The following is a 12,749-nucleotide window of genomic DNA, read 5'->3' as shown; positions in this document are numbered from 1 at the left end:
ATTGTACGAGAAAGGGTAAGTCTTTAAAAGCAATACGGCCGCCCCTTATACTGTCGCAAACCTCATCTGCGGAGCTCCACCTTGTTGTTGCGTATCTTCTCCCTCGCCTGCCTGCTGGTGCTGGCGGGCTGTACCACCACCCAACCCCAGCGGGATCAGGTCAACTGGCAGCAGGAGCGCGCCCGCCTCGAACGCCTCACACACTGGCAGTTGTCGGGCAAGATGGCCATCATCACCGCCCGCCAGAAGGGCAGCGCCCGCCTCAACTGGCAGCAAAACGGCGACGACTATCGCCTCAACCTCACCAGCCTCATCGGCACCCATATTCTGGAACTCTCCCGCACCGGCGGCGAGGTGACTCTGCTCGACAACGACGGAAAACAGCACCAGAGCCAGGATGCCGAGCTCCTGGTCTATCAGCTCACCGGCTGGCACATTCCGGTGGCCGGGCTGCCTGAGTGGATCAAGGGATTGCCGGGGCAGGCCGAATTCGAGCTCAACCCCGATGCCAGCCTCGCCAGCGTGCGCGACGGCCAGTGGCAGATCGTCTACGGGGACTATCGGGATCAGGACGGCTATCGCCTGCCCCACCTGCTCACCATGACCGGGCAGGAGAGCCGTCTCAAGCTGCAGATCAACGAGTGGACCCTGGCACCATGATGCACGACCAGGCGCCGATCCGCTGGCCCGCCCCGGCCAAGCTCAACCTCTTCCTGCACGTCAACGGCCGCCGCCCCGATGGCTACCACGAACTGCAGACCCTCTTCATCTTTCTCAACCACGGCGACTGGCTCGAATTCGAGCCGATCCCCAGCAGCGACCAGCTCACCTTGAGCCCGGCCATTCCCGGCGTGCCCGATGAACAGAACCTCATCATCCGGGCTGCGCGACTGTTGCAGAGCCGGTTGGCCAGTCCGCAGGGAGCCCATATCCGGCTGGAGAAGGTACTGCCCATGGGCGGTGGCATCGGGGGCGGCTCGTCGGACGCGGCCACCACCCTCGTTGCCTTGAACCACCTCTGGCAAGCCGGCTTGAGTGAAGACGAGCTGGCCGAGCTCGGCGTGCAGCTGGGCGCCGACGTGCCGGTGTTCGTGCGGGGCAAGGCCGCCTTCGCCGAAGGCGTGGGGGAGCGGTTGCAACAGATCGAGGTGCCGGATGCCTGGTACCTGGTACTCAAGCCAGATTGCCATGTGGCCACCGCCGCCGTGTTCCAGGATCCCGACCTGCCCCGCAACACCCCCAAGATGACCCTGGACAATCTGCTGGCAGGAGAGTGGAAAAACGATTGCGAGCTGCTGGTGAAAAAGCGCCACCCCGAGGTTGCCAATGCGCTCGGCTGGTTGCTAGAATACGCGCCGTCAAGAATGACGGGCACTGGCGCCTGCGTCTTTGCTCGATTTGAAGACGAAATGGCTGCTCGGAAGGTGTTGGCAAGAGTGCCGGAAGGCTGGGATGGGTTTGTCGCCAAGGGCGAGAACATATCACCACTCTTCGTCACTTTGCAACAAGTGAGTGATTGGGGTATCGCCAAGCGGTAAGGCAGCGGGTTTTGATCTCGCCATTCCTAGGTTCGAATCCTAGTACCCCAGCCAACTCTCTCCTTGTTGAGGCCGTATCGGGAGGTGTTGACCTCGTCGATGTGTCTTGGGCCAATCTGACGCGATGGCGCTCAAGGTGGATTCCCGTCCACCCACCCTGCGGGTGATGAGACGCCATCCTCGACATCGCCCAGAGACCTTGTCCGTCATCTTGCTAAATCGTTTGCCCCCAAACGATACGGGTCTAAAATCAGACTCCCCACATACTGGATGCAACCCCGAGGTTTCAAACCGTGCCTGACATGAAGCTGTTTGCTGGTAACGCAACGCCGGAACTAGCCCAGAAGATCGCAGATCGCCTGTTTATCAAACTCGGCAATGCTGCCGTAGGTCGCTTTAGCGACGGCGAGATCAGCGTACAGATCAACGAGAATGTACGCGGTGGCGATATCTTCATCATTCAATCCACCTGTGCCCCGACCAACGACAATTTGATGGAATTGATCGTCATGGTGGATGCACTGCGTCGTGCTTCAGCTGGCCGTATCACTGCCGTTATCCCCTACTTTGGTTATGCCCGTCAGGACCGCCGCGTCCGCTCCGCCCGTGTGCCCATCACCGCCAAGGTCGTCGCCGACTTCCTCTCCAGCGTGGGTGTGGACCGTGTGCTGACCGTTGACCTGCATGCCGAGCAGATCCAGGGCTTCTTCGACGTCCCCGTCGACAACGTGTTCGGCAGCCCGGTGCTGCTGGAAGACATGAAGGCCAAGAACCTCGAATCCCCCGTGGTCGTGTCACCGGACATCGGCGGCGTGGTCCGTGCCCGTGCCATCGCCAAGCTGCTGGACGACACCGACATCGCCATCATCGACAAGCGTCGTCCCCGTCCGAACGTCTCCCAGGTAATGCACCTGATCGGCGACGTGGCTGGTCGTGACTGCGTCATCGTCGACGACATGATCGACACCGGCGGCACCCTGTGCAAAGCGGCCGAAGCGCTGAAAGAGCGTGGTGCCAAGCGCGTGTTCGCCTATGCGACCCACCCTGTCTTCTCCGGCACCGCCGTTGAAAACATCAAGAATTCGGTCATCGACGAGCTGATCATCACCGACTCAATCCCGCTCACCCCGGAGATGAAGGCAGTCGGCAAGGTCAAGCAGCTGACCCTCTCCTCCGTGCTGGCCGAAGCGATTCGCCGCATCAGCAACGAAGAGTCCATCTCTGCCATGTTCGAGCATTGATAGACCCTGTTGTGACAAAAACCGCCGAATGGCGGTTTTTGTTTTTTGGGTGCCTGGCGCCAGCCGCCAGCCTCCACTCGGCAAGAGACGAAAACCTCGGACGAGCCACCCCACCCGAGCCCTTCTGTCCGGCTTTTCCCCGACCTTGCCGCACTTTGGTTGAGTGATCGCCACTCGGCGGCTAGAATATTGCGTCCCATTGCCCCGGGTCATCCGCCCATGGCAAGTAGCGAGTGAAGACATCAAGCGTGACAAGTCAAATCAAACTGATTGTCGGGCTGGGTAATCCCGGCCCCGAATATGCCAAGACCCGCCACAATGCGGGCGCCTGGTATGTGGAGCAACTGGCACGCTGGCACAATGTCAGCCTGCGCGAAGAGCCCAAGTTCTTCGGCCACACCGCCCGCTTCCTGGTGGACGGGCAGGATGTGCGGCTGCTCATCCCGAACACCTACATGAATCTCTCCGGCAAGGCCGTGGCGGCGCTCGCGCGCTTCTACCAGATCGCCCCGGAAGAGATCCTGGTGGCCCACGACGAGCTGGATCTGCCTCCCGGCATCGCCAAGTTCAAGCAAGGGGGCGGTCACGGCGGCCATAACGGCCTCAAGGACATCATCGCCAGGATGGGCAACAACAATAACTTCTTCCGGCTGCGCCTTGGCATCGGCCATCCGGGCGCCAAGGAGCTGGTCGCCGGCTTCGTGCTGACCAAGGCGCCCAGCAGTGAGCAGAGTCTGATCGAGGCCGCGCTGGACGAATCCCTGCGCGCCACCGACATCCTGTTCAAGCAGGACATGACCAAGGCCATGAATCGCCTGCACAGTTTCAAGGCCGAGAAAGTCTAGGCCTTCAGCCTGCATCGCCAGGCAGTTCAAGATGACCGGCCCCTGGCGAGATCCCTCGCCTCGGGGTCAAGCAACACGACACGGGCCGCCCGCGCGGCCCCTTGAAGCATCCATCAACAAGGTAACAATCCATGGGTTTTAAATGCGGTATCGTGGGCCTGCCCAATGTAGGCAAATCCACCCTGTTCAATGCGCTGACCAAGGCCGGCATCGAAGCCGCCAACTTCCCGTTCTGCACCATTGAGCCGAACACGGGTGTGGTCCCCATGCCGGATCCCCGCCTCGACCAGCTGGCGGCCATCATCAATCCGCAGCGTGTCGTGCCGACCACCATGGAGTTCGTGGACATCGCTGGCCTGGTGGCCGGTGCCTCCAAGGGCGAAGGCCTTGGCAACCAGTTCCTGGCTAACATCCGTGAAACCGAAGCCATCGGTCACGTAGTGCGCTGCTTCGAGGACGAGAACATCGTCCACGTAGCGGGCAAGGTCTCCCCGGCCGACGACATCGAGGTGATCAACACCGAGCTGGCCCTCTCCGACCTGGATGCCTGCGAGCGCGCCATCAATCGCCAGTCCAAGCGTGCCAAGGGCGGCGACAAGGATGCCAAGCTGGAAGTGGAAGTGCTGGAGAAGATCAAGGTTGCCCTGGAAAACGGCCAGATGATCCGCGGCATGAAGCTGGACAAGGATGAGCTGGACGCCGTCAGCCACCTCAACTTCCTGACCCTCAAACCCACCATGTACATCGCCAACGTGGCGGAAGATGGCTTCGAGAACAACCCCTACCTGGATCAGGTCCGTGAGATAGCCGCCGCCGAGAACGCCGTTGTCGTGGTCGTCTGCTGCGCCATCGAGGCGGACATCGCCGAGCTGGACGACGAAGACCGCGCCGAGTTCATGGCGGATCTGGGCATCGAGGAGCCGGGCCTGAACCGGGTGATCCGCTCCGGATACGAGCTGCTCAAGTTGCAGACCTACTTCACCGCCGGTGTGAAAGAAGTGCGCGCCTGGACCATTCCCGTAGGTGCCACCGCCCCGCAGGCCGCTGGCAAGATCCACACCGACTTCGAAAAAGGCTTTATTCGCGCCCAGACCATCGCCTTCGACGATTTTATCACCTACAAGGGTGAGCAAGGCGCCAAGGAAGCAGGCAAGATGCGCGCGGAAGGGAAAGACTACATCGTCAAGGATGGCGATATCATGAACTTCCTGTTCAACGTCTAACCCCATGAGAGGCCAGCATTTGCTGGCCTCTTTTTTATCTGGCCAGAGGCGCGATCTGGGTGCGAATGTCGTAAAAAAAGCCAGATTGTTGGGCTTTTGCACGACAGCGGCCAATAACTCGCCAAACGCACCCAAATTCGTTTTTTCAAACAAAAAAAGGGTTGACGCCCCAGAGCCAGATACGCATAATTCCGGCCGCACAGTGACGAGGCAACGACTCACTGGTAGCACGGTTGGCTATGTAGCTCAGTTGGTTAGAGCATCGCACTCATAATGCGGGGGTCACAGGTTCGAATCCCGTCATAGCCACCATTTCTAGTTGGGGTATCGCCAAGCGGTAAGGCAGCGGGTTTTGATCTCGCCATCCCTAGGTTCGAATCCTAGTACCCCAGCCATTTTTTGAATGATGTTTGATGGTCTCTGTCAGGCATCGTCGTTGGGGTATCGCCAAGCGGTAAGGCAGCGGGTTTTGATCTCGCCATCCCTAGGTTCGAATCCTAGTACCCCAGCCATTTTTGAATGATGTTTGATAGTCTCTGTCAGGCATCGCTGTTGGGGTATCGCCAAGCGGTAAGGCAGCGGGTTTTGATCTCGCCATCCCTAGGTTCGAATCCTAGTACCCCAGCCATTTTTATGTTCTCTTCCACCTATGTGGTTGACAACAAACGGCTATGTAGCTCAGTTGGTTAGAGCATCGCACTCATAATGCGGGGGTCACAGGTTCGAATCCCGTCATAGCCACCATGTTTGAAAAACGTTCCTTCAATCATACGATTGCAAAGAACACTGTTGGGGCATCGCCAAGCGGTAAGGCAGCGGGTTTTGATCTCGCCATACCTAGGTTCGAATCCTAGTGCCCCAGCCATTTTTGCTTGTATTCGACGCAAGTCGTGCACAAGACGGCTATGTAGCTCAGTTGGTTAGAGCATCGCACTCATAATGCGGGGGTCACAGGTTCGAATCCCGTCATAGCCACCATTATTCTTGCGGAAGTGGCGAAATTGGTAGACGCACCAGATTTAGGTTCTGGCGCCCTAGGCGTGAGAGTTCGAGTCTCTCCTTCCGCACCATCGAAAGCAGTACCAAACAGACCAGCTTAGGCTGGTTTTTTTGTATCCGGCGTTTGCCGCTCTTCTTCCCCTCTCCACGCCATCGCGCGCCTGCAACGCCACCTCAGGTCTCAACAGCTGCGCCTTGTGCTCTCCTCTGCGACGGCGCAATGCCCTGCTCCGGCGTGATGCCCTGCTCCGGCGTGATGCCACCCTTTTCATCTCGCAGAGCACTGCGGGCAATAAAAAGGCGACCCGCAGGCCGCCATATCGTTTGCTGTCGTCAGAACGGGAAGAACCAGGGGATGGCGATGACGCTCACCACCATCACCAGCAAGGTGAAGGGCACGCCGATGCGCACGAAGTCCATGAACTTGTAGTTGCCCGGGCCCAGCACCAGGGTGTTGACCGGCGACGAGACCGGCGTCATGAAGGCTGCCGAGGCGGCGATGGCGATGGTCATGGCAAAGGGATAAGGCGACACCCCCATCTGATGGGCCGTCCCCAGCGCGATGGGCGCCATCAGCACCGCCGTCGCCGTGTTGGAGATGAAGAGCCCGATGACGGCACAGAGCGCGAAGAGGCTGGCCAGCATCACCCTGGGGCCCATCTCCCCCACTGCCGAGATGAGCGCTCCGACGATGAGATCCACCCCGCCGGTCTGCTGCAATGCAAGGGCAAAGGGCAGCATGCCCACGATGAGGATCAGGGTCGGCCAGTGGATGGACTTGTAGGCACTCTCCAGATCGATGCAGCGGAACTTGCCCATCAGCAGGCAGGCGATGAGCGCCGCGATCACGTTGGGCACGGGATCCGTCACCATCAGTACTATCATGACCCCGAGGGCAATCAGGGCGTGAATGGCCTGGCTGCGAGCCGGCGCCATCTCGTCCACTTCCGCAGGCAGGCCCAGCAGCAGAAAATCGCGATGATGGGTCTGCAACTGACGAATGAGGCTCCAGTTCCCCACCACCAGCAGGGTATCCCCCATCTGCAGCGCCTCGTCCACCAGCTTGCCGGTCAGCGCCTCTCCATCCCGGCGGATCCCCACCACGCTCAGGCCGTAACGGGAACGGAAGGTCACCTCGCGGATGCTCTTGCCGAGCAGCCGGGAGCCGGGGATGAGGGAGACCTCCGCCATGCCCACCTCCCGCGCCTGATCGGAGAAGTATTCGCCGCGCAATATCATGGGTTCTAGCCGCGCCTCGCTGCAAAACTCCCGCACATCCACCTCGGGATCCGACATGTCGATGAGCAGCACGTCCTTGGCCTGGAACTCGGTCACCCCGGTGACACTGACCATCACCCGCCTGAACTTGCGCCAGCGCTCCATCCCGATGACGTTGGCCCCGAAGCGGGCACGCAATTGCAGCTCGTCGAGGGTCTGGCCGATCAAGGGGGAGTCGGGCCGGATCGCCAGTCGGCGTGCGCGCCCCGCCAGCCGGTAGTCACGGATGAGATCCCGCATGGTGCTGCGTCCCATCTGCTTGCCCTTGCCCTCCTCTCCTTCACGCACCAAGGAGGTGCGCATCAGCAGCATGTAGAGGATCCCCATCCCCAGAATGATGACCCCCATGGGGGTGAAGCCGAAGAAGCCGAACCCCTGGATGTCGTGGCGCATCAGTTCACTGTTCACCACCATGTTGGGAGGGGTTGCCACCAGCGTCATCATGCCGCTGATAAGGCCGGCAAAGCCGAGCGGCATCATCAGTCTGCCCGCCGGGATCCCCATCCGGTTCGCCACGCTCAGCACCACGGGGATGAAGATGGCCACCACCCCGGTCGAACTCATCACGGCCCCCAGGGTCGCCACCGCCACCATCAGCAGCACCAGCATGCGGGTTTCGCTGCTGCCGGCCACCTTCACCAGGGCATCTCCCACCTGATAGGCGATGCCGGTACGCACCAGCCCCTCCCCCACCACGAACAGGGCGGCAATCAGAATGACGTTGGGATCACTGAATCCTGCCAGCGCCTGCGGCAGGGTCAGGGTGCCGCTCAACACGAACAGGATGATGATCAACAAGGCGACCACGTCCATGCGTACCTTGTTGGTAATAAACAGGAGAATGGCACCCACCAGCATGCTGAGCACCCAGATCAACTCGGAATTCACACTTGCTCCTTTTGTTCAACGTCAACCACGGCCGGCCTCGGACGCCATCAGACCACAGAGCCCGTCCCCCTGATTTGTTACATATCAAGAAAGAGGAGGCCGCATCATCTCACATTCAGGTTCAGTTGCGGCCATTTTACCGGTCCGTGAACGCAGTCGGTCGCCCTTCACATGTCGGGGTAAAAAGTGCTGCACGCTCCCCCCGCCCCTCCTAAAATGGGCCCACCACGGCCTGAGCCGCCCTCTCACTCCTTGCCCTTCGGAGACGACATGACCCAGCACACTCCGGCCTACCCGGCATTCACCTTCTTCAGCCGCTTTGTCGCCGACATCCAGGCTGGCCGAAAGACCATCACCATCCGCGACGAGAGCGAGGCAAACTGGCAGCCCGGCCAGCGCCTGGCCCTGTTCACCAACCCGGAACACCAGCCTTTTGGCACCATTGAGGTCATCTCGGTCAAGGCGGTCGCTTTCGAGGCGCTGAGCGACGAGCACGCCCGTCAGGAGAACATGACCCTCCCCGAGCTTAAAGATGTGATCCGCGATATCTACCCCGCACTGCCGCCCCTCTATGTGATTGAATTCGTGCTGATTGAAGCCTGATTTTGTGAGCTGCCTCAGCTAACGCCGGTTGCGCTCACGGGCCAAAAGCGCACAATAACTGTTTTTATATACAGTCATTGGTGTCTTATGGAAAAACAACTCGAACCGGCCATCGCAGCCATGGTGGCAGACTTCATCGCCGCAGGTCGTCCCAAGGCGAGCCAGCTGAGCTGGCAGGCGCGCCGTGACGGCTACCTAGCCTCTGCCCTGTTGGGCGGTGAGCGGGAAGAGGTGGGCGCCATCGAAGAGTGGCAGGCCGATCACCACGCCATCCGCAGCTACCGGCCCGCAGACAAACCGGACCCCGCGTATCCGGTGCTGATCTATTTTCACGGCGGCTGTTTTGTCAGCGGGGATTTCGAGACCCACGATCGCCAGATGCGGATGCTGTGCAACCGGGCCAGTGCCCTGATCTTCGCCGTACACACCCGCCTCGCCCCGGAACACACCTATCCTGCAGCTCACGACGATGCGCTGGCCGCCACGCGGGCCATCATGGCCGAGGTGGAGAAATGGCATGGGGATCCGGCACGTCTCGCCATTGCCGGCGACAGCGCAGGGGGTCATCTCGCCCTGATCACCACCTTGCGGCTCAAGGCTGCCAACGCCCCCTTGCCCAAGGCTCTGCTGCTTCTCTATCCCATGCTGGATGCCCTCTGCGAGAGCCAAAGCTACCGCGATCTCGGTGACGACTACCTCATCACCCGGGACATGCTCGCAAGCGGTTTTCACGCCTACCTGGGCAGCCTGACCCCCAGCCATCCCGAAGCCAGCCCGCTCCACCATCCCGCCCTGTCAGGATTACCGCCGACCCATATCGTCACGGCGGAATATGATCCGCTGCGCGACGAAGGGGAAGCCCTGTATGGCAAGCTGGTGCAGGCTGGCGTCGATGCCACTTGCCAGCGGCAGCATGGCGTCATCCACGGCTACTTCCAACTGGCGGCCATCAGCCCTGCCGCTCGTCAGCTCATCGACCAGATAGCCATGATGCTCAGAAGACTCTGAGTTGGAACCGGCCCCCATGCCGTGTTAAAAGTGTCTCTTTTGAATCAGGGAGGTAACCCGAGTGTTCGAGATAGCGAGCCTGAAAGAGGGCATGATGCACGGGGTGGAGCTGTTCCAGCTGCTGCTGGAGATCATCTCCATCGCCTGCGTGGTCATCGGCCTTGGCAAGACCCTCTGGCTGGCGGCCAGAGTGCGGGATCACGAGCCCGGCTTTCCCCGTATCCGCCTCTGCTTCGGCAGCTGGCTCATCCTGGCGCTGGAGTTCCAGCTCGCCGCCGACATCCTTGCCACCACGGTGGCCCCCAGCAAGGAGGAGCTGGTGCGCCTCGCCATCATCGCGGTCATCCGCACCTTCCTGAACTACTTCCTCGGCAAGGAACTCGATGCCCAGGCCGAGCGCCAGCAACCCGAGCCTGTCAGGTCACCTTCCCGCCCCGACGCCCGATGAGCGGGCTGAGTGGCACAAGGCCACGACACGGAAGGAAAGGCACCGGCCTGATCCCATGAAGAGGGCTCCCCGCGGGGAGCCCTCTTTGTATCCGATAGCAACCATCAGGCGTGCTTGCTGGCCAGCTCGTGGCGCTTCAATGCCAGCAAGGTGACCAGCAGGGCGGCGGTGGCGATCAGCGCCATGCCGATATAGGTGGCGCTGAAACCGGGTGCCAGTTCGGCCGGGCTCAGGCTGGCCAGATTGGGGCTGCTGCCCGCCGGCAGGGCGGCATGGAACAACACGGCGCAGATGGCGACACCGACCGCCCCGCCCAGCTCCCGGCCGAAGTTGAACAGGGACATGCCGATGCCGCGATCTTCCCGCCGCAGGGCATTTTGCACCACCACCGACAGCGCCGGCAGCACCAGACCAAGGCCGATACCGGCAAACGCCAGTCCCAGTCTGGCCCAGAGGTCGAAGTGGATCTGCCACAGGGCCAGCGCTGCCAGGGTAAAACCTGCCACCACGAAACGCTTGTAGTGACCGGTGCGACCGATGAGCTTGCCGCCGACGAAGGCCCCCGCCGTGATGCAGACCATGAAGATCACCATGATCTCGCCACTGTCACTGGCGCTCATCCCCTTTTGCCACTGCATCTGCAACGGCAGGTAGACCAGCACGGCAAACATCAGCAGCTGCGAGGCCAGCGCCAGCAGCACGCTCACCAGATAACCCGGCAGGTGCACCAGGTGGGCCGGCAGTATGGGATCGTGGGCCCGTCGCTCAGCCAGGACGAGCAGCAACAAGGCCGCCCCCAGCGCAGCCGCGAGCCAGACGGCGGGCAAGGCCGCCTCCGGCGAGAGCAGCAACAGGGTGAGGGTGGTGACCGTGATGAGCAGTGCCGCTCCCTTCCAGTCGAAGCGGCTGTAGCGGCGCACATTGAGGTGACCCAGATTGCGGTTCACCAGCCAGAGGGCGATGGCACCGAGCGGCAGATTGATCCAGAAGATCCAGCGCCAGCTGAGCTGCTCGGTAAAATAGCCACCGAGCAGCGGGCCTGCGATGCTGGAGACCGCATAGACCGCCGAGATATACCCCTGATACTTGCCCACCTCCCGTGGCGGAATACAGTCGGCGATCACGGTAAAGGCGAGTGCGATCAGCCCACCGCCCCCCAACCCTTGCAGCACGCGGGCGGCCAGCAGGGTTGGCAGATCCTGGGCCAGGGCGCAGGCCACTGATCCCGCCAGAAACAGGCCGATACCGATGTTGAGCATGCGTACTCGGCCGAACATGTCGCTCAACTTGCCATAGATGGGCAGGGCCGCAGTGGCCGCCAGCAGATAGGCGGTCACGACCCAGGTGAGGGCGGCACCGGCGTTCAGCTCAACCCCTATGATGGGCAAGGGGGTGGTGACGATGCTCTTTTCCAGTGAGCCCAGGGCGATCACCAGGGCCACGCTCGAGAAGACGGTTTTGGGGGACATAGGCAAGCTCGCTCATGTGAGATATCGGCACAGGGGGTGCAAGGCACATTATTGTCTCATAAATCATTAGCCGATGGTCAAAACCACTGCCTACCATGATGAAGGTCGCGACATCTGCAAGCCGGATCTGCTAGGGTGAGTCTTTGCCGAAGAGGACGCCCCCCATGCCCCAGTCATCCCCCTGCGATCATCACCAGAGTGAACAGCCCCGATTCGACGAGTACGACGCCCTGATCTTCGACATGGATGGCACCCTGGTGGACTCCATGCCTCTGCACCTGGATGCCTGGGAAATCACCAGTGCCGAGTTCGGCCTGCCGTTTGATCGGGCACAGCTCAACGAGTACGGCGGCATCCCCACCCGCAAGATAGTGACCATGCTGGCAGAGCAGCACGGGATGACCATCGACGTGGAAGCCTTTGCCCGGCGCAAGGTGGCCCTCTACCTGGCACGGATCGACGACGTCCGGGTGTTTCCCGCCATGTGGGAGCTGGTCAGGCAGTACCACGGCAAGGTGCCCATGGGCATAGGCACCGGCTCAACCCGGGAACATGCGGCGCACATCCTGCGTCAGACCGGGCTCGATGCCTTCATCTCCGTGCTGGTGAGTGCCGATGATGTGGTCAATCACAAGCCCCACCCGGAAACCTTCCTGAAAGTGGCCGAACAGCTCGGCGCCAACCCGGCCAACTGCCTGGTGTTTGAAGACACCCGGATAGGCATTCAGGCGGGCAAGGCCGCCGGCATGACCACCTTGCTGGCCACCGAAGGGACGCTGCAACGGGTGTGAGCGGTGCGGGCACATCCTAACCGACAGGCCCGCACCAGCTTACTCGGCCTCATTCTCCCCCTCCTTCCCACCTGCCGGTACCGGGCCGTCCGGCCGCTCAAATCCCAGATCTGACATGCAGTTGTCAAATTCCGACTCCCCCGGTTTGCCATGCTCCCTGCAGCTCTCAAACGCCGCTTTCATCTCGGCCGACAGCTCGTGCGGAGGCTTGGGCGGGGTACGGCTGCCCTGATCGCCCGCTGCGGCGGTCAGAGTAGTGAGGGAAAACAGCAAAGGCAGAACAATCTTCATGGTATGACTCCAAAACGGGTGGCATACACCGGCACGGTGCGGCGATGGCCCACGGCAGCGGGCGGCATCATGCTAGCGAATCGCCGCGAACTGATGGGTCAAGGGGAGGTAAAGAGGGTGTCAGGTC

At 61.2% G+C, this 12,749-nt stretch carries 12 protein-coding genes and 9 tRNA genes; 18 read left to right on the top strand and 3 right to left on the bottom strand.

What is annotated here, in order from left to right; all coding sequences use genetic code 11:
* The first annotated feature begins 81 nt into the window (after positions 1–81).
* The 14 genes from lolB (at position 82) to AB5Y93_RS01840 (ending at position 5,917) form a co-directional block, all read left to right on the top strand.
* Positions 82–660, top strand: a complete 579-nt coding sequence (gene lolB, locus AB5Y93_RS01905; RefSeq protein ID WP_039039599.1) for a lipoprotein insertase outer membrane protein LolB — start codon at positions 82–84, stop codon at positions 658–660.
* Complete coding sequence (gene ispE, locus AB5Y93_RS01900) at positions 660–1,538, top strand: 4-(cytidine 5'-diphospho)-2-C-methyl-D-erythritol kinase (RefSeq protein WP_368228809.1); 879 nt, start codon at positions 660–662, stop codon at positions 1,536–1,538. Before lolB ends, ispE begins: the two co-directional genes overlap by 1 nt.
* Positions 1,518–1,592: transfer RNA gene (locus AB5Y93_RS01895), tRNA-Gln, on the top strand. The genes ispE and AB5Y93_RS01895 overlap by 21 nt, the downstream gene beginning before the upstream one ends.
* 239 nt (positions 1,593–1,831) lie before the next feature.
* The gene (locus tag AB5Y93_RS01890; protein ID WP_010673845.1) at positions 1,832–2,779 is read left to right on the top strand and encodes a ribose-phosphate pyrophosphokinase; all 948 of its coding nucleotides are present in this window, start codon (positions 1,832–1,834) and stop codon (positions 2,777–2,779) included.
* 248 nt (positions 2,780–3,027) lie between these two features.
* On the top strand, positions 3,028–3,624 hold the full coding sequence (gene pth / locus AB5Y93_RS01885; protein ID WP_041215615.1) for an aminoacyl-tRNA hydrolase: 597 nt from the start codon (positions 3,028–3,030) through the stop codon (positions 3,622–3,624).
* Positions 3,625–3,755: 131 nt separating this feature from the next.
* Positions 3,756–4,847 (top strand): redox-regulated ATPase YchF, encoded by a 1,092-nt coding sequence (gene ychF, locus AB5Y93_RS01880; RefSeq protein WP_010673843.1) that lies wholly within the window; start codon positions 3,756–3,758, stop codon positions 4,845–4,847.
* Positions 4,848–5,082: 235 nt separating this feature from the next.
* A tRNA-Met gene (locus tag AB5Y93_RS01875) sits at positions 5,083–5,159 on the top strand.
* Positions 5,160–5,167: 8 nt separating this feature from the next.
* Positions 5,168–5,242 (top strand) — tRNA-Gln (locus AB5Y93_RS01870).
* 42 nt (positions 5,243–5,284) lie between these two features.
* Positions 5,285–5,359 (top strand) — tRNA-Gln (locus AB5Y93_RS01865).
* A gap of 41 nt (positions 5,360–5,400) precedes the next feature.
* Positions 5,401–5,475: transfer RNA gene (locus tag AB5Y93_RS01860), tRNA-Gln, on the top strand.
* Between the two features lie 39 nt (positions 5,476–5,514).
* Positions 5,515–5,591: transfer RNA gene (locus AB5Y93_RS01855), tRNA-Met, on the top strand.
* A 46-nt stretch (positions 5,592–5,637) separates the two neighbouring features.
* Positions 5,638–5,712, top strand: a tRNA-Gln gene (locus AB5Y93_RS01850).
* Positions 5,713–5,748: 36 nt separating this feature from the next.
* Positions 5,749–5,825, top strand: a tRNA-Met gene (locus tag AB5Y93_RS01845).
* Positions 5,826–5,833: 8 nt separating this feature from the next.
* Positions 5,834–5,917, top strand: a tRNA-Leu gene (locus AB5Y93_RS01840).
* A gap of 262 nt (positions 5,918–6,179) precedes the next feature.
* Here the strand turns inward: AB5Y93_RS01840 and AB5Y93_RS01835 are convergent.
* Positions 6,180–8,012 (bottom strand): SLC13 family permease, encoded by a 1,833-nt coding sequence (locus AB5Y93_RS01835; RefSeq protein ID WP_042878180.1) that lies wholly within the window; start codon positions 8,010–8,012, stop codon positions 6,180–6,182.
* Between the two features lie 270 nt (positions 8,013–8,282).
* Between AB5Y93_RS01835 and yqfB the strand changes: the two genes are divergently transcribed.
* From yqfB to AB5Y93_RS01820, 3 genes are all read left to right on the top strand, one after another.
* Positions 8,283–8,615, top strand: coding sequence for a N(4)-acetylcytidine aminohydrolase (yqfB, locus tag AB5Y93_RS01830; RefSeq protein ID WP_041215617.1), 333 nt, complete (start codon positions 8,283–8,285; stop codon positions 8,613–8,615).
* Between the two features lie 87 nt (positions 8,616–8,702).
* Complete coding sequence (locus tag AB5Y93_RS01825; protein WP_368228714.1) at positions 8,703–9,623, top strand: alpha/beta hydrolase; 921 nt, start codon at positions 8,703–8,705, stop codon at positions 9,621–9,623.
* Between the two features lie 61 nt (positions 9,624–9,684).
* Positions 9,685–10,071 carry a DUF1622 domain-containing protein gene (locus tag AB5Y93_RS01820; RefSeq protein ID WP_010673839.1) on the top strand — a complete coding sequence of 129 codons (387 nt, stop codon included), beginning with the start codon at positions 9,685–9,687 and terminating at the stop codon, positions 10,069–10,071.
* 104 nt (positions 10,072–10,175) lie between these two features.
* Here AB5Y93_RS01820 and AB5Y93_RS01815 read toward each other — a convergent pair whose 3' ends face one another.
* A complete protein-coding gene (locus tag AB5Y93_RS01815; protein ID WP_368228713.1) occupies positions 10,176–11,540 on the bottom strand; it encodes an MDR family MFS transporter in 1,365 nt (454 codons plus the stop codon).
* Between the two features lie 164 nt (positions 11,541–11,704).
* Between AB5Y93_RS01815 and AB5Y93_RS01810 the strand changes: the two genes are divergently transcribed.
* Entirely contained in the window at positions 11,705–12,331 is a 627-nt protein-coding gene (locus AB5Y93_RS01810) for an HAD family hydrolase (protein WP_368228712.1), read from the top strand.
* A 39-nt stretch (positions 12,332–12,370) separates the two neighbouring features.
* Here the strand turns inward: AB5Y93_RS01810 and AB5Y93_RS01805 are convergent, their stop codons facing one another.
* Positions 12,371–12,622, bottom strand: a complete 252-nt coding sequence (locus AB5Y93_RS01805; RefSeq protein ID WP_045525571.1) for a hypothetical protein — start codon at positions 12,620–12,622, stop codon at positions 12,371–12,373.
* Between the last annotated feature and the right edge of the window lie 127 nt (positions 12,623–12,749).

The organism is Aeromonas sp. R10-1, assembly GCF_040908465.1.
GTDB lineage: Bacteria > Pseudomonadota > Gammaproteobacteria > Enterobacterales > Aeromonadaceae > Aeromonas > Aeromonas caviae.
The sequence above is the reverse complement of the archived record's forward strand: the minus strand, read 5'-3'. Positions and strand labels throughout refer to the sequence as shown.